General features: G+C 44.3%; 23 protein-coding genes. 7 read left to right on the plus strand and 16 right to left on the minus strand.

Features of this window, described 5'->3' with window-relative positions; genetic code table 11:
- Positions 1-72 precede the first annotated feature (72 nt).
- Complete coding sequence (locus tag ACMXYV_RS13505) at positions 73-1,503, minus strand: PLP-dependent aminotransferase family protein (protein ID WP_415888991.1); 1,431 nt, start codon at positions 1,501-1,503, stop codon at positions 73-75.
- 109 nt (positions 1,504-1,612) lie between these two features.
- On the opposite strand from ACMXYV_RS13505, the gene ccoG reads away from it, so the two are divergent.
- The gene (gene ccoG, locus ACMXYV_RS13510) at positions 1,613-3,019 is read left to right on the plus strand and encodes a cytochrome c oxidase accessory protein CcoG (protein ID WP_415888992.1); all 1,407 of its coding nucleotides are present in this window, start codon (positions 1,613-1,615) and stop codon (positions 3,017-3,019) included.
- A 159-nt stretch (positions 3,020-3,178) separates the two neighbouring features.
- Here the strand turns inward: ccoG and ACMXYV_RS13515 are convergent, their stop codons facing one another.
- The 12 genes from ACMXYV_RS13515 to cysD all read right to left on the minus strand — a co-directional run bounded on the left by ACMXYV_RS13515 (position 3,179) and on the right by cysD (position 16,525).
- A complete protein-coding gene (locus tag ACMXYV_RS13515) occupies positions 3,179-3,442 on the minus strand; it encodes a GIY-YIG nuclease family protein (RefSeq protein WP_415888993.1) in 264 nt (87 codons plus the stop codon).
- Between the two features lie 491 nt (positions 3,443-3,933).
- Positions 3,934-4,569: an endonuclease III gene (gene nth / locus ACMXYV_RS13520; RefSeq protein ID WP_415888994.1), complete on the minus strand. Its 636-nt coding sequence runs from the start codon at positions 4,567-4,569 to the stop codon at positions 3,934-3,936.
- A gap of 21 nt (positions 4,570-4,590) precedes the next feature.
- Positions 4,591-5,559, minus strand: a complete 969-nt coding sequence (locus tag ACMXYV_RS13525) for a GGDEF domain-containing protein (RefSeq protein ID WP_415888995.1) — start codon at positions 5,557-5,559, stop codon at positions 4,591-4,593.
- On the minus strand, positions 5,556-6,536 hold the full coding sequence (locus ACMXYV_RS13530) for a response regulator (RefSeq protein WP_415888996.1): 981 nt from the start codon (positions 6,534-6,536) through the stop codon (positions 5,556-5,558). The genes ACMXYV_RS13525 and ACMXYV_RS13530 overlap by 4 nt, the downstream gene beginning before the upstream one ends.
- A 121-nt stretch (positions 6,537-6,657) precedes the next feature.
- Complete coding sequence (locus tag ACMXYV_RS13535) at positions 6,658-7,359, minus strand: electron transport complex subunit E (RefSeq protein ID WP_415888997.1); 702 nt, start codon at positions 7,357-7,359, stop codon at positions 6,658-6,660.
- A complete protein-coding gene (gene rsxG, locus ACMXYV_RS13540; RefSeq protein ID WP_415888998.1) occupies positions 7,359-8,012 on the minus strand; it encodes an electron transport complex subunit RsxG in 654 nt (217 codons plus the stop codon). The genes ACMXYV_RS13535 and rsxG overlap by 1 nt, the downstream gene beginning before the upstream one ends.
- Positions 8,012-9,073 (minus strand): electron transport complex subunit RsxD, encoded by a 1,062-nt coding sequence (gene rsxD / locus ACMXYV_RS13545; RefSeq protein WP_415888999.1) that lies wholly within the window; start codon positions 9,071-9,073, stop codon positions 8,012-8,014. The genes rsxG and rsxD overlap by 1 nt, the downstream gene beginning before the upstream one ends.
- A 14-nt stretch (positions 9,074-9,087) precedes the next feature.
- Positions 9,088-12,474 carry an electron transport complex subunit RsxC gene (gene rsxC, locus ACMXYV_RS13550; RefSeq protein ID WP_415889000.1) on the minus strand — a complete coding sequence of 1,129 codons (3,387 nt, stop codon included), beginning with the start codon at positions 12,472-12,474 and terminating at the stop codon, positions 9,088-9,090.
- Complete coding sequence (rsxB, locus tag ACMXYV_RS13555; protein WP_415889001.1) at positions 12,471-13,067, minus strand: electron transport complex subunit RsxB; 597 nt, start codon at positions 13,065-13,067, stop codon at positions 12,471-12,473. Before rsxB ends, rsxC begins: the two co-directional genes overlap by 4 nt.
- Before the next feature lie 9 nt (positions 13,068-13,076).
- Positions 13,077-13,658: an electron transport complex subunit RsxA gene (gene rsxA, locus ACMXYV_RS13560; protein ID WP_415882090.1), complete on the minus strand. Its 582-nt coding sequence runs from the start codon at positions 13,656-13,658 to the stop codon at positions 13,077-13,079.
- A gap of 153 nt (positions 13,659-13,811) precedes the next feature.
- Complete coding sequence (gene cysN / locus ACMXYV_RS13565) at positions 13,812-15,482, minus strand: sulfate adenylyltransferase subunit CysN (RefSeq protein WP_415889002.1); 1,671 nt, start codon at positions 15,480-15,482, stop codon at positions 13,812-13,814.
- 125 nt (positions 15,483-15,607) lie between these two features.
- Positions 15,608-16,525, minus strand: a complete 918-nt coding sequence (cysD, locus tag ACMXYV_RS13570; protein WP_415882092.1) for a sulfate adenylyltransferase subunit CysD — start codon at positions 16,523-16,525, stop codon at positions 15,608-15,610.
- A gap of 317 nt (positions 16,526-16,842) precedes the next feature.
- On the opposite strand from cysD, the gene ACMXYV_RS13575 reads away from it, so the two are divergent.
- The 5 genes from ACMXYV_RS13575 to cysG all read left to right on the plus strand — a co-directional run bounded on the left by ACMXYV_RS13575 (position 16,843) and on the right by cysG (position 22,326).
- Complete coding sequence (locus ACMXYV_RS13575; RefSeq protein ID WP_415889003.1) at positions 16,843-17,628, plus strand: sulfite exporter TauE/SafE family protein; 786 nt, start codon at positions 16,843-16,845, stop codon at positions 17,626-17,628.
- Positions 17,629-17,681: 53 nt separating this feature from the next.
- Positions 17,682-19,340 (plus strand): nitrite/sulfite reductase, encoded by a 1,659-nt coding sequence (locus ACMXYV_RS13580; protein ID WP_415889004.1) that lies wholly within the window; start codon positions 17,682-17,684, stop codon positions 19,338-19,340.
- Complete coding sequence (locus ACMXYV_RS13585) at positions 19,324-19,797, plus strand: DUF934 domain-containing protein (RefSeq protein ID WP_415889005.1); 474 nt, start codon at positions 19,324-19,326, stop codon at positions 19,795-19,797. The genes ACMXYV_RS13580 and ACMXYV_RS13585 overlap by 17 nt, the downstream gene beginning before the upstream one ends.
- Positions 19,798-19,823: 26 nt before the next feature.
- On the plus strand, positions 19,824-20,546 hold the full coding sequence (locus ACMXYV_RS13590) for a phosphoadenylyl-sulfate reductase (protein ID WP_415889006.1): 723 nt from the start codon (positions 19,824-19,826) through the stop codon (positions 20,544-20,546).
- A 355-nt stretch (positions 20,547-20,901) separates the two neighbouring features.
- On the plus strand, positions 20,902-22,326 hold the full coding sequence (gene cysG, locus ACMXYV_RS13595) for a siroheme synthase CysG (protein WP_415889007.1): 1,425 nt from the start codon (positions 20,902-20,904) through the stop codon (positions 22,324-22,326).
- Between the two features lie 379 nt (positions 22,327-22,705).
- On the opposite strand, the gene ACMXYV_RS13600 is transcribed toward cysG, so the two are convergent.
- On the minus strand, positions 22,706-22,885 hold the full coding sequence (locus ACMXYV_RS13600; protein ID WP_415882098.1) for a PCP reductase family protein: 180 nt from the start codon (positions 22,883-22,885) through the stop codon (positions 22,706-22,708).
- Positions 22,886-23,087: 202 nt separating this feature from the next.
- Here ACMXYV_RS13600 and ACMXYV_RS13605 point away from each other — a divergent pair, with 202 nt between their 5' ends.
- Entirely contained in the window at positions 23,088-23,528 is a 441-nt protein-coding gene (locus ACMXYV_RS13605; protein WP_415889008.1) for a BLUF domain-containing protein, read from the plus strand.
- On the opposite strand, the gene ACMXYV_RS13610 is transcribed toward ACMXYV_RS13605, so the two are convergent.
- Entirely contained in the window at positions 23,529-24,818 is a 1,290-nt protein-coding gene (locus ACMXYV_RS13610; RefSeq protein ID WP_415889009.1) for a DEAD/DEAH box helicase, read from the minus strand. It lies immediately after the preceding gene.
- Positions 24,819-24,854: 36 nt separating this feature from the next.
- The gene (locus tag ACMXYV_RS13615) at positions 24,855-26,303 is read right to left on the minus strand and encodes a PLP-dependent aminotransferase family protein (RefSeq protein ID WP_415889010.1); all 1,449 of its coding nucleotides are present in this window, start codon (positions 26,301-26,303) and stop codon (positions 24,855-24,857) included.
- Between the last annotated feature and the right edge of the window lie 9 nt (positions 26,304-26,312).

The raw sequence follows: 26,312 nt of genomic DNA on the forward strand, positions 1-26,312 counted from the left end.
AACCATCGATACAGTTAAAGTTGTTATAACATAACAATATACTATAGGTGCTTAGCTCAAATCCATGACCGTTTACTCTGTATTCTCGTCCGTTTGAGTCTCTTTGATTAAGCAAGCTAAACGGATCAAAGCGTCACGTCGAGCTTCATTCCAAGCATGGGCAAAACTTAACCGTAAACAATTACGATACTGATTTTGCGCTGTAAAGAGATGACCTGGGGTGATTAATATACCTTCACTTCGGGCTTTCAAATACACCGAAGTCAGATCATAACTGTCTTCCAATTCTACCCATAAGGTCAAACCACCTTGCGGTTGGCTCACTCTAATCACACCCAATTCGCCCCACTCTTGAGAAAGTAACTGAATGAGCTGATCCCTCTGCTGCTGCAAGAGCATCTTCTGCTTTTTCAGATGTTTCTCGTAGGCGCCCTCTTTGAGGAAATCGACCAACCCTTGCTGGGTAAATTTATTTAGGGCAAGTAGGTTCACCATCTTAAGGCGCATCAACTGCTTCTGTTCAGCCGCAATAATCCAACCTAAACGCAGCTCTCTTGAAACTGACTTGGAGTATGAACCGCACAGAATCACTCGACTTTCACGGTCCATACTTTTTAATGGTGGAACACGCTGACCAAACGCTAAGTCGCCGTATATGTCATCCTCAACCACAACAAAATCGTGCTTACTTGCCAAAGACAAAAGATGCTCACGAGCAGAGACCGGCATCAAAGCCCCACTGGGTGTCGCAAACGATGGCGTAACTATACAGGCTTTAATCTCCCACTCTTCTAACGCCTGTTCCAACGCCTCTGTCGACATCCCGGTATGGGCAGAGACGGGAATCTCCAGCACTTTTAACCCCATGCTTTCGATAAGTTGTAACACGCCATAAAACCCAGGTGACTCCACCGCTACTATATCCCCCGGCTTACAGCTTAATTGCAAAGCTAATGAGAGCCCATGTTGGCAGCCTGCGGTAATTGTGACGTCAGCGGCACTAAAGTGACAACCTGTTCGACGATAACGCTCTGAGAGATGCTCTCTCAACTCCAATAAGCCGGATGGTTCATCATAATATTGATGGTCATTACATTTCTGCCGACGTAACGCCCTGCCAATGCTACGATTCAGCTCAGTAATACCCACCGGCATATCCATATAGCCTTGCTCTTGGGGAAAGATATCGAAAGCAGCATTACGCTCCATAATGTCGCGAATGAGATCGCTCATATCGACAAGCTGAGGCGCAACAGAGAGTTCAGGCCGAGAGGGGGTAGGATGAGCCTTAGGCAAACTACAGACATAAAAACCTGATTTAAAACGAGACTCGATCAAACCAGCTGCTTCCAAGCGCTGATAAGCATGAATCACAGTTGCTTTAGATAAACCTTGTTGTTCACACTGAGCACGGATCGAAGGTAGTTTACTCCCCGCGGGTAGATCGCCATTTTTAATCGAATCGGCCAATGTCTGCTCTAAATTTTGGTACAGAAAATCCATAATCCCTCCACAATCTGTACCTATTATAATTATTTTTTTTAAACCTGCCCCTATAATTTGTATTCCTGTACAGTTGTTCACAATCACCGATGAGCAAAGTGAGCACAACATGCAACAACAAGGTAACAGTGAGATTCCTATCACTATGATTCAGGAAGCTCCCCCTCTTCCCGGCAACGGAAAATTTCATGTTCGTCTAGTCGAAGGCTTCTACCAAAACCTTAGGCGCTTCACCAGTTGGCCAATGCTGGCACTCTTCTTTGGACTTGTATGGGTTCGTATTAATGGTGATCCACTGGTTTTATTTGATTTTGAGAGCCACCGTATTTTCCTTTTTGGTGCCGAATTTTCTTGGTATGACCTACCGGTATTAGCGGGTTTATTGATTGCAGGGTCCAGCCTGCTGTTTTTTATGGCCGTCGGCTGGGGGCGTATTTGGTGTGGTTTCGCCTGCCCTCAATCAATCTGGACTTGGATCTTTATCCGCATTGAGGATTGGACCGAAGGACGCGCCGCGCTACGATCAAAGTCTGAAGATAAATCCCTGTCAGGCGTTCGACTGGTTCGACGTGTTCTGAAACATGCTCTTTGGCTTTTCGTTTCAGTCGCTACAGCGGTTACCTTTAGCGGCTATTTCGTCCCTATCGAGCAGCTACTACAATCGATCTTCAGCTTAGAAGCTTCACTCTTCGTATTCACATGGATTATCTCCATGGCACTGCTCACCTACTTCAATGCCGGCCTTGTCCGTGAGAAAGTATGTTTGCATATGTGCCCCTACTCCCGTTTCCAAGGAGTGATGTTTGACGAGGATACACGTACCGTCGCTTATAACCCGCTACGCGGAGAGCCGCGTACCCACCTACGCGGTACAGAGGAAAACCCTGGCGATTGCATCGATTGCGGTATTTGTGTGCAGGTTTGTCCGACAGGTATAGATATTCGCGATGGACTACAAGCAGCTTGTATCGATTGCGGTGCCTGTATTGATGCCTGTGATAACGTCATGACTAAGTTAGGCCGCCCAACTGGACTAATTGAGTTTTATTCTGAAAAACAGCTTCAAGCTATTGAGAGAAATACGCCAAAAGAAGCACCACCAAAACAGCCAATCTTGCGCCCAAGATTAATCGCTTATATGACAATTCTGATTATTACCGTATGGGGTGTTGTTTACGGTATGCATAACCGTACAGAGCTGTTAATTGAAGTGGCTAGAGAACGTGGTCAGCTTTACCAAGTGGTAGGTAATGAGGTCTGCAATAGTTACCAAATCGAACTGGAATCCTTCCTACCTGATTTGAAACAGCTTTCTGTCAGCGTTCAAGGTGTAGATAGCGATCAGCAGTTCAAACTTAAAGGCCCTGCAAAGATTGAATTAAACAAACAAAATGCGATCAAGATTTATCAAGTCTGTGCGGTACCGGGCAACTTAGATAAAAGCACGAAGATCCAGTTTAACTTCAGAAACGAGACCTTCTACACCTATAAAGCGAGTACTTTCCTAACTCCGTAATATAGGGCAACCTCTTCGATCATAATCAGGTGAATTTTAGGGTGCCTACCAACCCTACCCCAAAGCGGTTGGTAGGATCTACAGTTCGAGAGGGCCTGATTATGATTTTCCCCAATTGCCGGTAATCACTGCCGGCAATTTTTTTATTTTCTGTTGAAACTAACTTCCAACCAAATGCTCTTTTTTCTGTCGTGACAGGCGTTTGATTTCATACTCGCGCTTAGATGCACTGGAACGATCAAGATGTACCTCTTGCCAAAAAAGTGATACAGGCCTGCGCACTCTAGTGTACTTCGCACCACCCACAAGCTCACCATTATGCTGGCGAATACGACGCTCAAGATTGTTAGTTATTCCAGTATATAAGGTTCCATCAGCACACTTTAAAATATAAACACGCCAAGCACTTTCTACTATTTCCAACCACAGCTCCTAAGCAAGAGTAGCTACTTTTGCAGCAAGTTTTAATCTATACAGGAATGATTAAATTTATACACAAATTTTGTTCGTCTGCTTAATTAAATCGAACCATTATTTGTATATAACTCGAGCAACACACGCCCTTTTCAAACAGATCTAGTTACGTGAATTCGAATAATGTGAGGACACACATACCTTGTAAGTTCGATTAAATGGGAAGTATAAGAAATTACGTAACATCTATGTTAAACAAATATAATCCACACTTAAATTACGTCCTTATTCAATGTGGATAAATTTCAACCAGCTTGTAACCGATTAACCATCTCTAAATTAACTTGTTGAAAAGTAAAAGATTTATTACATGTTCAGAAATAGCACAACAAAGCTAAAGCCCTGTATTTACTAGCTTACAGCCATCTACCCAAAACTTATCAATATAGTTATCCACATATTCATGGGATAACTATTTCTACCCCCTAAGCGAATAAAAACTAGAATTCAGTCTTTTCTTTGTACTCGCATAGATCTTCAATAAGGCAGGAACCACATTTCGGCTTGCGAGCTACGCAGGTATATCGGCCATGTAAAATGAGCCAATGATGTGCATCGATTAAAAACTCTTTCGGAACAAAACGCATAAGTTTCTGCTCAACTTCATTGACGTTTTTGCCTGGTGCAATTTTAGTACGGTTTGAGACTCGGAATATATGGGTATCCACAGCCATTGCAGGTTGGCCAAAGGCGGTATTCAAAACGACATTGGCTGTCTTACGCCCTACACCAGGAAGCGCTTCTAAATCAGCACGATTATCTGGCACTTCTGACCCATGCTTGTCGACCAAAGCCTTACAGGTCTTAATAACATTCTCGGCTTTAGTGTTAAACAAACCGATGGTTTTAATATATTCCTTTAAACCATCTACACCCAATGCATAGATTGCCTCTGGAGTATTCGCAACGGGGTAAAGCTTTCGAGTTGCTTTGTTCACGCCTACATCAGTCGCCTGAGCAGAGAGTATAACGGCAATCAGGAGTTCAAAAGGAGAGCTATATTCTAGTTCAGTCGTAGGATGAGGATTATCGTCACGCCAACGGGTGAAGATTTCGTGTCTTTTTTGCTTGTTCATTACTAGATATCTTGAAGTGCTTTAGTTGTAATCGCCATAAAGACTAACCCAATTACGACCGCTCTGTTTAGATTTGTAGAGAGCTTGATCAGCTTCCTCTAGCCATTGCATAGGCGTTTGTTGCTCGTAATTTAGCTCAGAAACACCCAAGCTAATGGTAACTTTTAATTGATGTTCGCCATAAGGCACAACGAGGTTCTCTATACGGGAACGTAGACGCTCTGCGAAGATCATCGCATTTTCACCTTTTGTGCCAGTCAAAATCGCTCCAAACTCTTCGCCACCATAACGCCCGAGAAAGTCAGTTTTACGCGCTTGATCTGTTAGCGCTTGAGCCACAGCACGAATAATTTCATCCCCAGCTTGATGTCCATAGGTATCATTCACTCGTTTAAAGTGGTCGATATCAAACATCACTAAGCTGCTGACTTCCTGACTACGATTAAAACGCTCAAACTCTTGGTTAAGGCACTCTTCCCAATAGCCACGATTGTTCAAACCAGTTAATCGGTCTTCTCGACTCAAAGCCTTCAATTGATCATTGGCTTGTTGCAATTCGATCTGACCAATCGCTGTATCCGTTACGTCATAAATCAATATCCCTACATGATCAACTTCCCCTGTTGGTGAAGTTAGCGGGATCAAAGTGACATTTTGATACATAAATGGCGCACTGCCAGTAATCGGGCGGTTGCTCTTAAAATGGAAAAGATAAGGACGTTGTTCCCAGGAAATATATGCAGGATTTCTTAGCAGGAAGACCGATTCCAATTTTTGCTTTAACCAACGACAAGGTAGTTCTGGAAATTTAGCAAAAATAGAATGATCCGTTAGCTTCATACCGGATATTCCAGAATGATTTTCCATAAAACCATTCCACAACTTAATTATGCCCGCACGATCAACAACAACCAGACCTACCTCAAGGTTTTGAATCAACCCTAATGTCCAATGTAACTCATCGATCTCTTGGAAGTTCTGATTATTCATTCAAAATAACTCGCAATCTTCTGCAATGCGGGTAATGAATCGGGGGTAAATGCCAAAATAAGTTCACACTGAAAGTCATATTCCGGTAACTGATAATCAACGGAAATAGTCATGGTTTGACCTAAAGATCCCACTTGATCACAAACCCTATCAACATCATGCAAAATATTGGGGGTTGCTCGGCTAAACACAAGATCCATCTGCTGCGCAAAGCCAGAGATAAACGCGCCAATGAGAGCATTCGCTAGTGACATCAATAGATCTGATTCTGAATACTCTCCATTCTCAGTCATCCCCATTAATCTTGCCACTCGGTCTAAATTACCGGTTTGTAACAATAGCAATGCCTCACCCGCTACACCCGAGCCGATAAAGCCTTGACTAATGAGCTCATGCTGATTTTCTGATGCGATTTTAAGCTGATTCGCTAGCTCTGAAGCCGCAACCATTTTTACAACTGGAATAGGCAGATGAACAAATGTCTTTAACAAACTACCTAACATACTGCCCGCTTGGCCCATCGCAACATTTGCGATCTCTTGATAATACTCAGGCAAAGCAAGTGGAGTGTCGATCTGCTCTTCAACAATGACCGGATGTTCCAGCTCGCTTAACAAACCAAAACGTTGTAGGACTTCGGAGATAATTTCGGGAGATGTGGGCTTTTTGATAAAAGCCAGTGCACCTAACTCTTCTACTCTTGATTGCGCTTCCGGCTGAATATCACCCGAAACGACTATTACCATTGTAGGAAGATCGTCTTGGCGAATACGTTCAAGCGCCTGATAACCATCCATAATCGGCATGGTCAAATCAAGGAAAAGAATATCACCCTTGCCAGCCCTAATTGCTTCAAGACCTTCTAGACCATGTTCAGCAAACGTTACTTCGACATTCCATCCACGCAGGGCAGATGCCATTTGTTTACGTGCTAGACGGGAATCATCACAAATAACTACAGGAACAGGCTGGCTCACAATCCTTCCTAAAGAATAATAACCAAGGAAAACAGTAAGCTAACAGCCTAATGTATGCCTTAGCAGAAGGCAATTCTGCTAAGGCTAAAAGAGAGAAAAGATCAGGTAATCTTTGGCATAGTTAGCCAGTTATGCGAACACGTTCTGGCTTAGCGCCTTCATCTGGTGTTTGTTGAGCTAGACGCTCTTTCGCACGCGCATCAACAATGTTTTTAAGCGCAATTAATAAGCCCATACCCACAAAGGCACCAGGCGGTAAAACCGCAAATAAGAAACCAGTATAGTCATCAACAACTGTTATTTTCCAATCAGCTGCTATCGGGCCAAATAGAAGGTGCATATCGCTAAATAGCGTTCCTAGACCAAGCACTTCACGCATCGCACCTAAGATCACCAATACGGCGGTGAAGCCTAGTCCCATCATCAAGCCGTCTAACAATGACTCTTTAACAGGGTTTTTACATGCAAAAGCATCAGCACGCCCCATAATGGCACAGTTAGTAACAATCAAAGGGATAAAGATGCCTAAGATGAGGTATAGCTCGTAAGTGAATGCCTTCATTAACAGCTCAATTGCTGTAACAAATGAGGCAATAATCATTACAAAGATCGGCAGACGAACAGAATCAGGTACAAACTTACGGAACGCAGACACCGTGAGGTTAGAACCGAGCAATACCAGAATACTAGCAATACCCAAACCGATAGCATTAACCACAGTACCTGTTACTGCTAGCAACGGACATAGCCCAAGTAATTGAACTAACGCAGGGTTATTGTCCCACAAGCCGTCCATAGAAATTTTTTTATAATCAGCAGCCATTAGTTGGATACCTCCTGATTGTTATCTTGCTGTTCAGGCTTAACTTCTAGCAATGCAATACGGTTGGCTTCAAAGTAGTCTAGTGCTCGACCTACCGCGTTTACGATCGCACGAGGCGTAATCGTGGCACCGGTAAACTGATCAAACTGACCGCCATCTTTTTTTACTGCCCAAATACCGTTGCTTTCTGTCGCTTTAGCACGGCCGTTAAAACTGTAGATCCAATCAGACTTTTTAGTTTCTACTTTATCACCTAAGCCTGGCGTTTCTTTATGTACTAAAACACGCACGCCAGCAACAGTACTATCGGCATTAATACCAACAATAAAACTGATGTTTCCACTGTAACCATCTGGCGCAACAACCGGCAAAATAACGGCTTTAACTATGCCACCTTTACGCGCTCGATAAGCCGTTACAGGCGCTTTATGACCTAACTCAGCGACCTGAAGTTCAAACGTATCCTGCAGCAACTGATTATCGATCGTGTCGCGAGGAACAATCTCATATAAAGCTTTTGCTTTAAATTCACGTTCATTTTTAGCAATCGCATCTTGAGTCGATACTTGAGTGATTGCAATCACCGCAGCACACACCACGGCAAATAAACTGATCGCAACAGTACTGGATTTAATCGCACTAAATAACTGCATTATGAGCCCCCCTTCATGCCACGCTTCGATTTTGCATGGCCATAAGTTCGAGGCTGGGTATATTGATCGATAAAGGGAGCGGACAAATTCATCAACAATACGGCAAATGCAATCGCATCAGGGTAACCACCCCAACCACGAATAATATAAACCAATACACCAATTCCGATACCAAAATAGATCTTGCCACGATTGCTAGTTGCAGATGTTACTGGGTCCGTTGCAATAAAGAACGCCCCTAACATTGTTGCACCCGCCGTTAGGTGGAAAAACGGACCAGCAAACGAAGATGGATCAATAATATGAAATAGTGTTGATATAACCGCTAGCGAACCTAACACAGCCACAGGCGTGTGGATGGTGAACACTTTACGGTAGATTAAGAAGACACCGCCCATCAAATAAGCAGCACTCACCGCATGCCAAGCTCCAATGCCTTCTGATAAAACAGGAACCGAGCGCCAAACTTCTTCTGTTGTTAATCCACTGCGATGACGCATAGCATCAAGCGGTGTCGCACCCGTATATGCATCCATTAGCGCAGGATCTACCGACCCAAAAATCAAACCAAGTGTTTGCCCAAAGCCGAGGACACTCCAGCTACCTTCAGGACCATTAAGCACGAAAGGTTCTGCCCAACTCGTCATCTGTACAGGGAAAGAAACCAGCAACAGTGCATAAGCAACCATGGCAGGGTTGAAAGGATTTTGGCCAAGACCGCCATACAGGTGTTTAGCGATGACAATAGCGACGAATACACCGACCATTGTCACCCACCAAGGTGCAAATGGAGGTAACGCGAGACCTAATAACAAAGCCGTAACGATTGCACTGTAGTCTTTAAGATAAAAACCTAATGGGCGCTTACGTAGTTTAACAATGGCTGCTTCAAAACCTACCGCAAGCAAGCATGCCCAAATAACATTGATTAAGGTGCCCCAACCAAAAAAGAACGTCATCGCAGCCAAACCAGGTAAGGTTGCGAGTATCAATAAACGCATCACATCAGCCGTACTACTGGCCTTATGTAGATGGGGGGAGCTAGTGCGTATTAACGCCATCTGCTAACAAATCCTTAATCGCTAAAACGACTTAACGTCTGGTTTAATTTCTCTGCTTCTTGTTGAGCAGCTACTAGCTGCTCTTCCATGCTAGGCAGATCATCAACATTATCTTCTCGAGCTTTAGTCAACGCTCTTTCCGCTTTGGTAACGGCTGCACGGGCCATCGCAGCATCGATTTTTAACTTTTTAAGATCGATGCCCTCTTCTGCAGCTTTCTCTATAAGTTGAATTTCATAAGCATCAAAGGCTTCTTTAGCTTCATCGTGTAACTTAGTTAATCGCTGCACTTCTGCTTCCAACTCAACTTGATCCGATTCTTCAGCATCATCTAAAGCATTCTGCGCCTTCTTCAGCTTGGTACGCATAATAGAAACATTCTGCTTCAAAGCTTTAGGGTCAACTGGCTCTGGTTTCTCAAGCTCTTCTATTTCACCACCTGCTTGCAGATACTCTTGCTTGAGTTCGTCGTGCTTTCCACGAAGCTTTTCTACACCAGCTTTCATCTTTTCAGCCGCTGGGCTAGCAGATTGGATCGCCTTGTCTAATGCAAGTTGAGCCTTATCTACTTTGGCCTGCATTGCATCCATATCAGCTTTAAGCTCATCTAGATTGACTGCAGGAGCGATAGGAGCTACCCCAGAAGCTTGAACCGCTTGATCATATTCAGCCTTAGCTTCTTCGTATTTACCCTGAAGCTTTTCCACACCTGCTTTCATTTTTTCAGCTGCAGGGCTTCCAGATTCAACCGCTTTATCTAAGGCGACTTGAGCTTTTTCTACTTTGGCCTTGATAGCCTCCATATCGTCTTTAAGCTCATCTAGGTTGACTGCCGGGGTTACAAGCGTAGATGTTGGCGCTTGAGCCGCCTTATCATATTCAGCCTTAGCTTCTTCGTATTTACCTTGAAGCTTCTCCACACCGGCTTTCATTTTTTCAGCAGCCGGGCTTCCAGATTCAATCGCTTTATCTAAAGCAACTTGAGCTTTCTCAACTTTGGCCTTGATAGCCTCCATATCTTCTTTAAGCTCATCTAGATTGAATGCTGGGGCTACAGGTACAGAGGTTGGCGCTTGAGCCGCCTTATCATATTCAGCCTTAGCTTCTTCGTATTTACCTTGAAGCTTCTCGACACCAGCTTTCATTTTTTCTACAGCAGGGCTACCTGAAGCAATAGCTGCATCTAAAGCTTTTTGCGCTTTTTCCACCTTAGCCTGCATTGCATCCATATCAGCTTTGAGCTCATCTAGATTAACGGCTGGAGCTACAGGTACAGAGGCTGGCGCTTGAGCCGCTTTATCATATTCCGCTTTGGCTTCTTCGAATTTGCCTTGAAGCTTTTCTACACCCGCTTTCATTTTTTCTACAGCAGGGCTGCCTGAAGCAATAGCTGCATCCAAGGCTTTTTGTGCTTTATCTACTTTGCCCTGCGCTGCATCCATCGTCTCTTTTAGCTCAGCTAAATTAACCCCTGGTTGTACAGGCGCTGGAGCCCCGCCGGATTCAGCTTGATCATACGCAGCTTGAGCCGCTTCAGTTTTGGCTTTCTGCGCAGAAACCTTCGCTTTAAGCGCTTCGAGATCACCTTCACCAGATTCTTGGGCTTTGGCTAGCGCTTTTTCAGCTTGCTTCAACTTGGTTCGAGCAACAGCTGCATTGGTTTTGAGCTGTTTAATATCTACAACTGGTGCAGGAGCGTTCGCTGGATTTTGAGCCTGATCGTAGGCCTCTTGCGCAGCCTTAGCTTTCGCTTCTAGCTCAGTCACGGTTTGACGTAACTGTTCAATACCATCTAACCCTTTAGACTCAGCATTTTCTAGTGCTTTCTGTGCTTTCTTCAGCTTGGTACGCGAGACTGCAGCAACTGTTTTCAATGCTTTAATATCAGGCTCACCTGATGGCTTAGCAGCTTCAGCTGTTGTTCCAACTGCAGCCTTATCTTTCTTAACCGCTTGCGCTTTCGCTGCTTCTTCAGCACGTTGCTTACGACGTAGCTCTTTTTCTACTTTCTCTTGCTCCAAGCGAGCTTGACGAGCTTCGAATCGCTGACGAGCATGATCAGCTTTACGCTGTTCTGCTTCTTCTGCACGGATCTCAGACTTAGCAAAACGATAGTACTGCACCAAAGGAATATTACTTGGGCAGACATAAGAACAAGCACCACACTCTATACAATCAAATAAGTTATGGTGTTTAGCTTTTTCAAACTCTTTACCTTTCGCAAACCAATGCAATTGTTGCGGTAGTAACTCAGCAGGACATACCTGCTCACACATACCACAACGAATACAAGGGTTCGCTGCCGGTGCAGGCGGCATCTCGTCGTACGTAGCGGCAATAACACAGTTGGTGGTTTTGATCATCGGGATAGATTGACTATCCACGGTATAGCCCATCATTGGACCACCAATAACTAAACGATAAAGCTCAGACTGATGTACTTCAGCAGCTTCCAACAAGCTTTCTAGTGGAGTACCGATCAATGCACGCATATTATGCGGATGACCTAAAGCGTCGCCTGTGACCGTCACAACACGGGAGATAAGAGGTACGCCGTTATAGACAGCATCATAGATAGCAGAAGCTGTACCTATGTTTTGGCATACGATACCGACATCGGCAGGAATCTTTCCGCTTGGAACTTCGACACCTGTCAGCAGTTTTATCAGCTGCTTTTCACCACCCGATGGATAGACGGTTGGAACAACTACAATATCAATATCTTGCTTGGATTCTGCTACAGCAAGCTCAAGCGCACGGATTGCCTGAGGCTTATTGTCCTCAGTACCAATCATAATGTGATGTGGTTTTAACAGGTGCGCGATAACCTCAATACCTTTGACAATGTCATCTGCGCGTTCACGCATCAGCATATCGTCAGCAGTAATATAAGGCTCACACTCCATCGCATTGATGATCAGCGTATTAACAATATGATCATCACCCAGATGCAGTTTCACATCGGTTGGGAAACCGGCGCCACCCATACCACTGATACCGTGGTAGCGGATAAAATCGATCAGCTCTTGTTTATTAATCGACGTATAGTCTTCTAGGCCTTTATGATCGCACCACTCATCTAAACCATCGGTTTTAATCACCACGCAAGGGGCTGACATACCGGACATGTGCGGTATAGGGCGAGATTCAATAGCCTCAACTACACCTGAGCTTGGGGCATGGACGCTAACACTTATACGACCTGCAGCCTCAGCAATCACCTGACCTTTAAGTACTCGTTCACCAACGGATACAACAAGCTCTGAAGGCGCACCAATATGCTGCGATAACGGTACTACCAATTGTTCTGGGATTGGCGCAATCTGAATTTGGCCACCAGTAGACTGGTGTTTATTTTCAGGTGGGTGAACACCGCCATGGAAAGAATGCTTAGTACTCACGCTGCATCTCCTCCCACGACTTCACCACGCTGATCAGTCGCGATCAGTTGTACGCCTGGTTTAGGCATATCCCACTTCCACGTTTGTAGCGTGGTTTCAACTGGTAACATATCAATACAATCTACAGGGCAAGGCTCTACACAAAGGTCACAACCGGTACATTCAGATTCAATAACGGTATGCATCTGCTTTGCTGCACCTAAAATGGCATCAACCGGGCACGCCTGAATACATTTAGTACAACCTATACACTCATCTTCGCGGATGTAAGCTACTGCTTTAACTGGTTCTTCTTCTGCACCACCTTCTAGCGGAATCGCTTCTACATCTAACAGGTCAGCTAAAGTTTCGACTGTGCTTTGTCCACCAGGAGGGCATTTATTGATTGCATCACCTTCGGCAATCGCCTCTGCATATGGGCGGCAGCCAGGGTATCCACACTGACCACATTGGGTCTGCGGCAAAATACTGTCGATTTGATCAACTAGAGGATTACCTTCAACTTTGAAGCGTACTGAAGCAAAGCCCAATAGCAAACCAAAAGCTAAAGCTAAGCCCAATAGAGCTAATACGGCGATGATTATGATATCCACGGTCGGCTCCTAAATCTGTACCAGACCGGTGAAGCCCATAAATGCCAAGGACATTAAGCCAGCAGTCACCATACCGATCGCTGCCCCCTGAAATGGCATAGGGACATCTGCCACCGCAATACGCTCACGCATCGCTGAGAAAAGAATCAAAGCAAGAGAGAAGCCGATTGCAGCACCAAAACCATAAACAATAGAATCAATAAAGCCATTGAGCTTTTTGATATTAAGTAACGCAACCCCGAGTACTGCACAGTTAGTGGTAATCAACGGCAAGAAGATACCTAATACTTTGTACAATAGTGGGCTGGTTTTACGAACTACCATCTCAGTAAACTGCACAACAACCGCTATCACTAAGATAAATGTAATCGTTTGCAGATACTCTAACGCGAGAGGCTGCAGGAGATATGTGTACGCAAGATAACTACATACGGACGACAGAGTCAGTACAAACGTGGTCGCCAAGGACATACCCATCGCAGTTTCCAGCTTATTGGAAACCCCCATAAATGGACACAATCCAAGGAATTGAACCAGTACAAAGTTGTTTACCAGCACAGTGCTGATAACAATCAGAAGATATTCTGTCATAAGATCCGTATAGCTATCGAAACCTACCCCTAAAAGAAAATTAGCAAAATCTAATCTTACTATCTCTTATAAGGTTTCGGTATAGCGATATTCTGATTTAAAACAATAAACCGGGAGATCAAGCTCCCGGTTTTTCCATTCAAGAATGGTCTGTTATTTCAATAGTTCTAGTGCGCTCGCTAGTTTCTCAACGTCAGTAGACCCCTGAAGTTGATCAACGTTCAATGCAACTGCACCTTCTACTGCATCGTCAGTTTCAAGCAAAGAAATCAGACCTGCTTGATTTAGAACAGAAGACGCATTCTGAGCACCGCCCTGAAGCTGTTCAGCGTTAAGCGCTACAACTGCGCGACCTTGTTCGAACAATACTGATTCAAGGCTAAACAATAATGTTTGACGCTGTTCTTCACTGCCACCAGAGATAGTCGCTGTCGCAGCCTGCTGACCGAAACGAATGGTACGATCAGACGCTTTAACTGCAGAAGCATTAACCAGCTTCGATTCAAGATCAGTCTTCTCATCACCACCCTCGATGATCATACCCGCTGCAACAGTGGCATTGGTTAGACGATCAACAATGATGAAAGAACCTGTGCCATGGTGAGCACGGTAGTCATCAGCAACAACTGGGCGCTCTAGTGTAATCTCACAACGTGCGATTTCGTTTAGCTCCAGAGAATCAGCAGCAGTTTGCTCGAGCGTGTTTACGTCTACACGGTGACGAACGTTACTGATACCACCAGCAATACGCGTAGTGTTCAGTTTAACTTCGTACTGACGACCTTTCTGCAACGGTTCCTCAGACATCCATACGACCATGGAGTCAAAACGGTTTGTTGTTTCTGGAACATCATTGCTGTGAACAAGAATATCGCCACGAGAGATGTCGATCTCATCGTCCAAAGTTAGCGTTACTGCCATTGGCGGGAATGCTTCTTGAATTTCACCTTCGTAAGTAACAATCGACTTAACCTTGCTGGACTTACCAGAAGGAAGCACTGTTACTTCGTCACCCGGGCGAACGATGCCAGAAGTTAAAGTACCGCAGTAGCCACGGAAGTCTAGGTTAGGACGGTTAACGTACTGAACTGGGAAACGCAAGCTGTCGAAGTTCTGGTCATTAGCCAGCTCAACTGTTTCCAGTGTTTCCATCAATGGCTCGCCTTTAAACCAGCTCATTGGTTCAGAAGGCGTAACAACGTTATCGCCCTTCAATGCAGAGATCGGCACAAACTGAATATCAGGTAGATCTAGCTGCTTAGAGAACTCAAGGTAATCTGCTTTGATCTCTTCAAAACGCTCTTCGCTGAAATCAACTAGGTCCATTTTATTAATAGCAACAATCGTGTGCTTAATACCTAGTAGAGAAACGATAAAGCTGTGACGTTTAGTCTGGACCTGTACACCGTGACGCGCATCGATAAGGATGATCGCTAAATCACAGGTAGATGCACCTGTTGCCATGTTACGTGTGTATTGCTCATGGCCCGGAGTATCCGCAATGATGAATTTACGCTTAGATGTAGAGAAGTAACGGTATGCAACGTCGATAGTGATACCTTGCTCACGCTCTGCTGCAAGACCATCAACTAGAAGCGCAAGATCAAGTTCTTCACCAGCATTACCAACGCGCTCGTTATCCTTCTGGATAGCAGCAAGTTGATCTTCATAAATCATTTTAGAGTCATGTAATAGACGGCCAATCAATGTAGATTTACCGTCATCCACGCTACCACAAGTCAAAAAGCGTAATAGCTCTTTGTTCTCGTGCTGGTGCAGATACGCTTGGATATCAGATTCAATCAGTTCGCTTTGGTGACTCATTTTCTTCCCCTTAGGAAAGCGGCAAGCCATTCTTATTGAGATAGCTTGTCGCTGGATATTCTTTTCAATATGGATGTAAGGTGTGGCCTATCAATTCATACCGCCACGCATTTCTATCTAAAAATTTAGAAATAACCTTCCATCTTTTTCTTCTCCATCGAACCAGAACTATCATGGTCGATCGCACGGCCCTGACGTTCAGAAGTTGTGGTTAACAACATTTCCTGAATAATATCCGGCAAAGTTGCCGCGTCAGATTCCACTGCACCCGTTAGCGGGTAGCAACCAAGGGTCCGGAAACGCACGTTTTTCATTTCAGGCACTTCACCTTCTTTAAGAGGCAAGCGCTCGTCATCAACCATGATCAACATGCCATCACGTTCAACAACTGGACGTTTCGCAGCGTAATATAGAGGTACGATAGAGATATTTTCTAGATAGATGTACTGCCAGATATCTAGCTCAGTCCAGTTAGACAGAGGGAATACACGGATACTCTCACCTTTGTCTACGCGTGTATTGAACACGTTCCACAGCTCTGGACGCTGACTTTTAGGATCCCAACGGTGGTTTTCATCACGGAAAGAGAAAACACGCTCTTTAGCACGCGATTTTTCCTCATCACGACGAGCACCGCCAAATGCAGCATCAAACTGATACTTATCTAGCGCCTGCTTCAAACCCTGAGTTTTCATGATATCTGTATGTTTAGATGAACCATGAGTAAACGGACCCACGCCCATATCAACACCTTCTTGGTTGATGTGAACTAGAAGCTCCATACCTGCCTCTTTTGCCATTTTGTCACGGAATTCGATCATCTCTTTGAACTTCCATGTAGTATCAACATGCATCAAAGGGAAAGGAGGCTTACCTGGCGCAAACGCTTTACGTGCAAGATGAAGCATTACCGCAGAATCTTTACCTACAGAGTAAAGCATAACTGGGTTATCAAACTCAGCTGCCACTTCACGGATGATATGGATACTTTCAGCTTCAAGCTGCTTAAGGTGCGTTAAACGGTGTTCAGGCAAAGCACTCATTAGAAAATACTCTCTTTATGTAAACAAATTGGATAACAAGCATGACCGCCTTCTGTAGAAACCCACACAAAAGGTCGAATTAATATACCTAGCTATCCTATAATGCGGCGCATTATCGCAGCCCTCTCAATAAAACGCAAAAGAATATATAATTACTTTTTTATAGCGTTTAGCTATATAAGAGAACCTATCTATTACTTTTCAAAATGTTACCTTTCGTTATCACCAAAAGAAATAACAAGATTCCCAATTATTATTTTGAGTTATAACAAACCTCCTTTATTATGCCGCCAGTTTATTCTTGGACAGGTCTATCTATGGAACTTGCGTACAGTTTTGCAGGATTAGTTGTTGGCTTTATCGTCGGCCTCACCGGTATAGGTGGTGGTGCTTTGATGACGCCTATCCTGATTGTTGTATTCGGAATTCCGCCAGTTACAGCTGTAAGCACCGATTTACTCTATGCAGCGGTTACAAAATTCGGCGGTACTTTCTCTTATGCAAGAAAGAAACTTATCGAGTGGAAAGTCGTTCTTCTTTTATTGTTAGGCAGTATTCCTGGAAGCTTGTTAACCCTGAGCTACCTAAAAGGTCTAGATGGACTAGAGCAAATAGAACACATAATGAACATGACCCTAGGCGTATCATTAGTGTTAACGTCCATCGCCGTTTTCTTGCGTAATCAAATTCGCAATCAAGCCATGAAATGGCAGCACACATCAGCAGCAAGCCATGCAAAAAAATGGCGCCCCGCTATTACGGTGTTGATGGGTATTCTACTAGGAGGTCTGGTAACATTGTCGTCGGTTGGCGCAGGGGCCCTTGGTACAGCTATTTTAATTTTATTGTATCCACGTATGAGTATGCCAACCATCGTGGGTTCCGACCTAGTTCATGCGGTAGTGCTTACATCAGTTGCAGGCGCAGGTCATTATGGAATGGGCAATGTCGATCTTAGCCTTCTTCTATACCTATTAATCGGCTCTTTGCCGGGTGTTTTTGTGGGAAGCCATCTAGGCACACGATTATCACCAAAAATTATGCAGCCTATTATGGGCTCAATATTATTAGCCATCGGTCTGCGCTTCGTAATCGCAGGTTAAAACCCGAAAAGTGAGGTGTTGCACCCGATTAAGGGTCCAACAAGGGAAAAGTTATGTATCAGTATAACTCTGTCGACCAGAAACTGGTTGACGAACGTGTTGAGCAATTTAGAGATCAGACTCGTCGCTTCTTAGCTGGCGAACTGCCAGAAGATGACTTTCTAGCACTACGTCTGATGAATGGTCTGTATGTACAACGCCATGCACCTATGTTGCGTGTAGCGGGCCCATACAACATGTATAATTCAACTCAATTCCGTAAACTGGCTCATATCGCTCGTACTTATGACAAGGGCTATGCGCACTTTACTACGCGTACTAACCTACAGTTTAACTGGCCGAAACTAGAAGAAGTGCCTGATATTCTTGCAGAGCTTGCTGAAGTTCAGATGCACTCGATTCAGACGTCTGGTAACTGTATCCGTAATACAACGACGGATCAGTTCGCCGGTGTAATCCCGAATGAAATCGAAGATTCTCGTCCGTACTGTGAAATCATTCGCCAGTGGTCTTCACTTCACCCTGAATTTGCGTATCTACCTCGTAAGTTCAAGATTGCGATCTCTTCTTGCGCAAATGACCGTGCAGCAACACAAGTACATGACATCGGCCTTCATATCGTTAAAAACGAAGCTGGCGAAGTTGGTTTTGAAGTACTTGTAGGTGGTGGCCTTGGCCGTACTCCTATGATCGCTAAGCAGATCAATCCATTCCTAGCTAAGGAAGATCTACTTTCGTACCTAGAAGCTATCATCCGTGTTTACAACATGAATGGTCGCCGCGATAACAAATACAAAGCGCGTATCAAAATTTTGGTACAAGCTGTAGGTATCGATAAGTTCCGTGAGCAAGTTGAAGAAGAGTGGGCGCATATTCGCGATACCGATCTTAAACTGCCAATGGAAGAGATCGAGCGCGTAAAAGAATTCTTCAAACCATTTGATTACGATGCATCAGCTGCTGCGGATACTTCACTTGAAGCTAAACTTGCAGAGAATGAAGATTTCAACACTTGGTATGAGCGCAACACTGTAGAGCATAAAGTAGATGGTTACCGCATCGCTTATGTATCTCTAAAGCCATATCTAAAACCTGCTGGTGATATCACTGCGGATCAACTAGATCTAGTTGCAGATCTTGCTGATAAGTACAGCTTCGGCGAGATTCGTGCTACTCACAACCAAAACCTTGTATTGGCAGACGTTAAGAAAGCGGACCTATACGCTGTTTGGGAAGTGCTTGCCAATGCAGATCTAGCTCGTCCAAACATCGGCACGCTAACAGACATGACTGTTTGCCCGGGTGGTGACTTCTGTGCTCTAGCTAATGCACGTACTTTGGGTGTAGCAGATCAGATCAACAAGAAATTTGAAAACATGGACTTTGTTCATGACCTTGGCGATCTAAAACTGAACATGTCAGGCTGCATGAACGCTTGTTCTCACCACCACGTGGGTCACATCGGTATTTTGGGTGTGGATAAGAAAGGTGAAGAGTGGTACCAAATTACCCTAGGTGGTGATGATGGTTCTGATGCAGCGCTAGGTAAGGTTATTGGCCGTGCTGTCGCTTCTGAAGAAGTCGCTAACACCCTAGAAAAAGTGCTTGAAGTATACGTTCAACAGCGCTTTGAGAACGAACGTTTCATTGATACATACCGTCGTATCGGTATTGCACCATTTAAGGAGTACGTATATGCCCCTGCTAATTAATCGTGAAGTTGTCGCTGACAACTGGACACTGATCAACGAAGAATCACTTGATCAAACGGGTGACATCATCGTACCGCTAGCGCTTTACTTGGAAAACCAAGAAGCACTTACTAGCCGTGAAGGCCAAGTAGCTGTGAAAGTGAATGGTGATGACGATATCGACTTCCTAGTCGAGAACTTGGACAAGTTCCCTCTAGTAGCGATCGATTTCCCTGCTTTCCGTGACGGCCGTGGATTTAGTATTGCACGCCTTCTTGTTCGCGCAGAGTACAAAGGTGAAATCCGTGCAACAGGTGATATTGGCCAAGACCGTTTCGCTTATTTAGAGCGTTGTGGCTTTACAGCTATCGAAATTGCCGACGACGCATTTAAGCCAGAAATGCTTAAGTCTTTCGATGAGATGAGCAATTATTACCAAAGCGCTGCTGATAAGGTACGCGCAGTTTATCACCAGTAATTAATAGTGACGGTGAGGTCCTATTTATGAGTGAGCAAATTACTGCAGAGCTACAAGCAAAGGTTGAAGCCGTTGCTGCTCTACTAAATAAAGGCTATCAGGATCACGAGGGATCCCTAGTCTTTGCAAATAGCCTAGGTGCTGAAGACGTAGTTATTGCTGACCTTATCAGCAAATTCTGCCCAGAAATCAGCAACTTTGTCTTAGATACAGGCCGTCTGCCAGAAGAAACACTTAAACTTCTTGCTGACGTGCAAAAGCAATATTCAAATGTAACTTTTAACGTTTACTACCCAGAGGGAGCAGACGTTGAAGCATATGTTGCAGAAAACGGTGTCAATGCCTTTTACGAGTCACAAGAGCTACGTAAAGGTTGCTGCTTTGTTCGAAAGATAAAACCTCTAAAGCGCGCCCTGTCTGGACATAAAGCTTGGATTACAGGCCTTCGCCGCGAACAATCAGTGACTCGTGATGAGATCCAGTTCGAAGAGTGGGATGAAGGCAACAATATGCATAAACTTAATCCTCTGGCCGATTGGTCAGAGAAAGAGGTTTGGGCATATATCAAAGCGAATGATGTTCCTTACAATGAACTACATGATAAACACTACCCAAGCATTGGCTGTGCACCTTGTACACGCTCGATCTCAATGGGTGAAGATGTACGTTCTGGCCGTTGGTGGTGGGAAAATCCAGAAAACCGTGAATGCGGTTTACACCCAGCAACGCCGCTAAATTTTAAAAAGTAATACCTAGAGATAGCAGGACGCTTTCTCGTACAGGAGATCCGCCTGCACCATTCAGTAAACCTGTTTGGTGCAGGATCATCTTAATTCTAAGATGCACCATTTTTAAGCACCGAAAAAAAGCATGCCCCAACTCGGTGAATTAACTCCCTTTCTATACGCCCAAAACTTAAATCTACTGGTAAACTTAGATATATAACTACGGTTGGTTCGACACTATTTAACTGTGTATATGGTTTTTACCAGATAACAGTTCAACCAATCAGTCTTAGGCATATAGGTTGCATAACTTATTCATAAATAAAGACAACCGACCTCTCAGGTCGATACAACCTGAGTAATTTTCTGGAGAGATTTCGTGGATTACCTACCGCTATTTTTTAAGCTGACCAATCAGAAAGTCTTGCTTGTAGGTGGAGGAAACATAGCCTTACGTAAAGCTAAATTGCTGTGCAGAGCAGGTGCTCATGTCACCGTTATCTCTCATAAGGTATGTGACGATCTACAAGACCTTTTGGATAAAAACCAAGGTACAGCGATTGTTGGTGAGTATCATGCAGCACTTCTAGATGACAAAATCTTAGTCATCGCTGCGACGGATGATAACCCGCTCAACGAGCGCGTTCATTTCGATGCTGTCGAAAAAAACATCCCGGTAAATGTTGTCGATAGCCCTAAGCTTTGCACCTTTGTATTCCCTGCTATCGTTGATCGCTCCCCAGTTGTTATTGGTATATCTTCAGGCGGGAGCGCACCTGTTCTTGCTCGATTGCTACGCGCTCGGCTAGAAACATGGATTCCAAAATCCTACGGCAAGCTTGCGAGTATCGCGAACCATTTCCGCGATCAGGTGAAAGAGACGTTCAGCACAGTTAACCACCGACGCGTTTTTTGGGAAAACGTCCTTCAAGGCCAAATAGCAGAAAAAGTCTTTGCTGGCCGTGATGAAGAAGCGGCAAAAATGATTGCTGATAAACTCTCAAACGAAGACCCAGAACATCAGGTAGGCGAAGTTTACCTTGTCGGCGGCGGTCCAGGTGATCCGGAGCTATTAACATTTAAAGCACTACGTCTCATGCAACAAGCAGATGTCGTCCTCTACGATGCGCTTGTTTCCCCAGAAGTGTTAGATCTTTGCCGTCGCGATGCCGATCTAATTTTTGTCGGTAAGAAACGCGATAATCATGCAGTTCCACAAGAAGGTATCAACGAACTTCTGGTGAAACATGCCAAACTAGGACAGAGAGTTGTTCGCTTAAAAGGTGGTGATCCCTTTATCTTTGGCCGCGGTGGCGAAGAGCTACAAACCCTTAAAGAACACAATATTCCGTTCCAAGTGGTACCAGGCATCACTGCCGCGAGTGCCTGCTCAACCTTTGCTGGCATCCCACTGACTCACAGGAACTATGCACAGTCGGTTAAATTTGTAACCGGTCAGCTTAAAAACCGCACGACTGATCTGAATTTTAACGAGTTGATTCATCCCAACCAAACCGTTGTCTTTTATATGGGCCTACATACCCTGCCCCAGCTAGCCGCTAAGATGATTGAGCATGGTAAACCTGCATCTACACCTGCAGCGATCATCTCCCGTGGGACATCAGCAGATCAAAAAGTGCTGACAGGAACTTTAGAAACACTGCCTCAGCTACAAGAGGAAGCTAAACTGCCAGCACCGGCTTTGATCATCGTGGGGGAAGTTGTTGAACTACATGAAAACTTAAGTTGGTTTGGCGAAGAAGTATTAGCTCAAAACCTAACGCCAGTTAAAGCCGAACCTTAATTTCTCCACGGCAAAGACTAACAAACCAGTTACCCCCAAATTCTGGGGGTAACTCTATTCACAACCCGTGGATATCTTTGGTTTAGATCGCCATAGCCCTTGATATATCTAGCCTCAATGCAAATGCTGCTTTTCTAAACAATTTACAAACAACATCACTTTCTTAGCTATTATTCAATCAGATAAACAACATTGTGAGTAAATTACAAACGGAAATCTGCACTGATATTTATCAGAGAGACGGGGCTATCGCTGACTAAGGTTATCGAGGGGATAAAAATACATAGAAGGAAGAAAGTTTGATCGCAGGCAGAATAACCTGCTTTGAGATAAGCGGCAGATAAAAAGATAATCAACCGCTCTAATTGAGGTTAACCGCTTACTTTTGGCTATCCATCTGCTTTTTCTTGACCTTATCAAGCAACTCTTCGGTGATACGCTCTAGGCCTTGCTGACGAGCAGCCTTCTCTACCTTATGACGAATTAATTTACGCACAAAGAAAGGTGCCGCATCTACACGCTGTTTTGCAGCTTCGTCCCACTCTAGTTTGCCTGACATCAGTTTTTACCAGTTAAGAATTAAAGCGGCACATTATACGCACTCTGCTCTGAACAGAAAACAGACAGTTTCCTGTTGAGTTTTACTCATCAATTTATTTTTCCAAAGTTAGAAAAGAACTATGCTGTAAATGTATCAATAGATCCGTACAGAAATGTTTGTCGTACCTGTAACTAAGCTCAAACATAACTAGGAGCCTTACATGTATCGTCTCATCTATAAAAGCAAACCCGTTAGCACAATGGATTGGGAGCAAGTTAGGCATATTCTTCATCAAAGCGAGAAGAACAATGAGACTAACGAAATTACGGGTGTATTACTTGCTTCAGAGCACAGTTTTCTACAGGTCATAGAAGGACGCTATGAATCGGTTAATAAGCTATTTATGACGTTAGTTCACGATCCAAGGCACACTGATATTCAACTAGTCTCTTTTGAACTGATCGACAGCCGTCTATTTGCTGGCTGGGGAATGAAAGGGTTAGGGCTGCTCGACTTTAATACTGATCAAGTCGAACAACTGAAAGCAAAATATGGAGAAGATAATGGAGATGTGAAGTTCCCATTAGAAGGCTGGAAGGCGCTCGCTCTAATTAATGATCTTAAGATGATGCAAGCCCTCCCAGAATGGAAACAAAGCTGATTATTTCTTAAACAGACCCGGTCTAATAGCACGTTTGGATGTATCAGGCTGGTAAGCTTCTACTTGTTCACGCTTAACTTGCTTCTTGCCTTTTGCCGGCCGCTTTTTCATTGGACGATCTGCAAAATCGTCAATCTCGATGCGTTTACCATTCTCGATTCTAGGTACCGGTCTTAATCGAACTTTTTGCTTAATCAATTGCTCAATGCGCTTAAGAAACTCTCGTTCAGCCGGTGCAACTAGTGAGATCGCTTCACCACTCTCCCCCGCTCGACCTGTTCGCCCGATACGATGTACATAAGCTTCAGGAACATTCGGTAGGTCGTAATTCACAACGTAGGGTAGAGCCTCGATATCTAAGCCTCGTGCCGCCACATCAGTAGCAACTAGAACATGCAATTCGCCACTTAAAAACTCTTTGAACATGCGTTCGCGTTCGCGCTGAGTTTTGTCGCCATGAATTGCAGCGGCGTAGATACCCTCTTTATTCAGATACTGTACAAGCTCATCAACGCGCTTTTTAGTTCGAACAAATACTAGGGTTTGGCCCCACTTCTCTTCCTGAATCAAATAACTCAGAATCTCTGACTTATCGCTGTTATCCACGGCATAAGCTATCTGCTTCACTTGTTTCGCCGTCGAGTTACGAGGGGATACTTTGATCTTTTGAGGGTTATTGAGATAAAAGTCGGCCAGTACTTCGATGCTTTCATCAGCGGTAGCGGTAAATAAAAGCGTCTGGCGAGGTTCTGCAGCATAATCCATGATCTTTTGAATTGGATCGATAAAGCCCAAATCAAGCATACGATCCGCTTCATCCAATACCAAAAACTCTAGGTGATCGAGATTAATTACTTTTTGCTGCAATAGATCTAATAATCGCCCCGGTGTAGCTACCAAAATATCAGCACCGCGTTTAAGTTTACGTATCTGGTTATCCAAGCGAACACCGCCATAGATAGACATCACACGCATACCCAAAGCGCGGCCATATTCCAACGTATTCTCAGCCACCTGAATAGCCAACTCGCGCGTAGGCGCTAAAACCAGCGCTCTCACTTGACGGTAGTTTTGTTGCGGCGGCGTTTTACTTAACTTCTCGATAATAGGCAGAGCAAAGCTAGCAGTTTTACCTGTCCCCGTTTGCGCTTCCGCTAGTAAATCTTCACCTTTTAACACTAAAGGGATTGCTTTAGCTTGAATCGGTGTTGGCTGGGTATATCCGAGCTTTTCCAAACCAGATAACAGTTCAGGACATAAATTTAGATCAGAGAAAGCAGGGGTAGTCATCGCAACAAAGTACTCACAAGTTATAAGTTGTTCATTTTAACCTAACTTAGAGTGGCTCCGAACATTTTTGTAATGTTTAGCTATAAGCTGAACTCCTTGTCTAATCTGTTCTTCCGACTCAGCACAGTATCCAATCACTAAACCATTCAGTTTTGGCCCTTCTTGGGTATAGCCCGATAGTGCTCTTACGCCCAACCCATCTTGTTTTAAATTCTCAACAAGCCGTTTATCTTCCATCTCTTCCGGCAAACCCAGTACCAGATGCATTCCTCCTTCAGCACCCAAAATAGGCAAGCCAGACAAACAACTACCATCGACCTCTTTAGATAGAACGTTAAGCCGTTTCTGATACAACCCACTCATCTTTTTGATATGCCGTGCAAAATAGCCTTGCTCCATAAACTCAGCCATTGCAACTTGAGTAACGCCGGATAAACCACCATCCATATAGCGCCGTGCTCGATTAAATAAAGGTACTAAAAGTTCAGGTAGTACCACATAACCTAAGCGTATTGCAGGAAACATTGCTCGACTAAAAGTCCCGGTATAGATCACCCGTTGATAGTCACTAATCGCAAACAGTGAAGAGACCGGATGACCAAGGGCAAATTCTGAATCGTAATCATCCTCTAAAATCCAAGCTCCTTCTGCTTCAGCCCAACGAATAACCTCTAACCTTTCAGCAAGCGATATCGTATGCCCTAAAGGAAAGTTACGTGATGGAGTCAAACTCAATAACGCAGCCTTCTCTTTTAGGGGATTAATTAAAGGAAACTGTACCGTATTAATCGTGCACCCAGCAGCTTTGAAAGCACCAGATATACCAGGGAAACCTGGAGTTTCAACCACCACCCGATCACCAGAATTAGTGAGTAATTGAGCAACCATATAGATTGCTTGCTGAGAACCTGAGGTCACCAAAATTTGCTCTGATTTTGCCTCTATTCCACGGTGCCGCAATAAATACTTTGAGATCTGCTCCCGCAATCTTAAATCACCTGCGGGGGGCGATGATTCTAATAACTTAAACGCAGCCGCTCTAGCTAAACAGCGCTTCCATTGCTCTATCGGAAACAGGTCAACTGCGGGTATTCCCGGTTGCAGTAACTTGCGCGTATCAGGATTTAAAGGGGTAAAACCTAAGAATTGCTTTGCATATTCCGAAACCGATAGACCGGGGTCTTGCTTAGTTTTCGAAGGCTTATTTCTCAACACCGACTCAGGCAAGTGAGCGACATAACTCCCTGAACCAGTAACCGTTTCAACATATCCCTCGGCAACTAACATTTCATAAGCCGTTTTAACTGTATTACGGGCAACACCAAGCACACTCGATAACTCGCGAGTTGCAGGTAAACGAGTACCACCCACCAGCGCCCCCTGCAAAATAGCCAACTGCAGACGTTTAAAAATAACTTGATAACGAGCCCCTTCATTCACTTTTGCTGGGGACTTAAGAATGTCTAGCAGCTGTGCACTCAGCAAAATTGGGCC

The sequence above is a fragment of the Neptuniibacter sp. SY11_33 genome (assembly GCF_047778025.1).
Classification (GTDB): Bacteria; Pseudomonadota; Gammaproteobacteria; order Pseudomonadales; family Balneatricaceae; genus Neptuniibacter.

Excerpts from the sequence above, each read along its gene's own strand:
- cysN (WP_415889002.1), bottom strand. The coding sequence starts at position 15,482 with ATGAGTCACCAAAGCGAACTGATTGAATCTGATATCCAAGCGTATCTG.
- rsxG (WP_415888998.1), bottom strand. The coding sequence starts at position 8,012 with ATGCAGTTATTTAGTGCGATTAAATCCAGTACTGTTGCGATCAGTTTA.
- ACMXYV_RS13585 (WP_415889005.1), top strand. The coding sequence starts at position 19,324 with ATGCCCCTGCTAATTAATCGTGAAGTTGTCGCTGACAACTGGACACTG.
- ACMXYV_RS13605 (WP_415889008.1), top strand. The coding sequence starts at position 23,088 with ATGTATCGTCTCATCTATAAAAGCAAACCCGTTAGCACAATGGATTGG.
- ACMXYV_RS13590 (WP_415889006.1), top strand. The coding sequence starts at position 19,824 with ATGAGTGAGCAAATTACTGCAGAGCTACAAGCAAAGGTTGAAGCCGTT.
- rsxA (WP_415882090.1), bottom strand. The coding sequence starts at position 13,658 with ATGACAGAATATCTTCTGATTGTTATCAGCACTGTGCTGGTAAACAAC.
- ACMXYV_RS13580 (WP_415889004.1), top strand. The coding sequence starts at position 17,682 with ATGTATCAGTATAACTCTGTCGACCAGAAACTGGTTGACGAACGTGTT.
- ACMXYV_RS13535 (WP_415888997.1), bottom strand. The coding sequence starts at position 7,359 with ATGGCTGCTGATTATAAAAAAATTTCTATGGACGGCTTGTGGGACAAT.
- ACMXYV_RS13600 (WP_415882098.1), bottom strand. The coding sequence starts at position 22,885 with ATGTCAGGCAAACTAGAGTGGGACGAAGCTGCAAAACAGCGTGTAGAT.
- cysD (WP_415882092.1), bottom strand. The coding sequence starts at position 16,525 with ATGAGTGCTTTGCCTGAACACCGTTTAACGCACCTTAAGCAGCTTGAA.
- ccoG (WP_415888992.1), top strand. The coding sequence starts at position 1,613 with ATGCAACAACAAGGTAACAGTGAGATTCCTATCACTATGATTCAGGAA.
- ACMXYV_RS13525 (WP_415888995.1), bottom strand. The coding sequence starts at position 5,559 with ATGAATAATCAGAACTTCCAAGAGATCGATGAGTTACATTGGACATTA.
- nth (WP_415888994.1), bottom strand. The coding sequence starts at position 4,569 with ATGAACAAGCAAAAAAGACACGAAATCTTCACCCGTTGGCGTGACGAT.
- ACMXYV_RS13610 (WP_415889009.1), bottom strand. The coding sequence starts at position 24,818 with ATGACTACCCCTGCTTTCTCTGATCTAAATTTATGTCCTGAACTGTTA.
- rsxD (WP_415888999.1), bottom strand. The coding sequence starts at position 9,073 with ATGGCGTTAATACGCACTAGCTCCCCCCATCTACATAAGGCCAGTAGT.
- ACMXYV_RS13505 (WP_415888991.1), bottom strand. The coding sequence starts at position 1,503 with ATGGATTTTCTGTACCAAAATTTAGAGCAGACATTGGCCGATTCGATT.
- ACMXYV_RS13575 (WP_415889003.1), top strand. The coding sequence starts at position 16,843 with ATGGAACTTGCGTACAGTTTTGCAGGATTAGTTGTTGGCTTTATCGTC.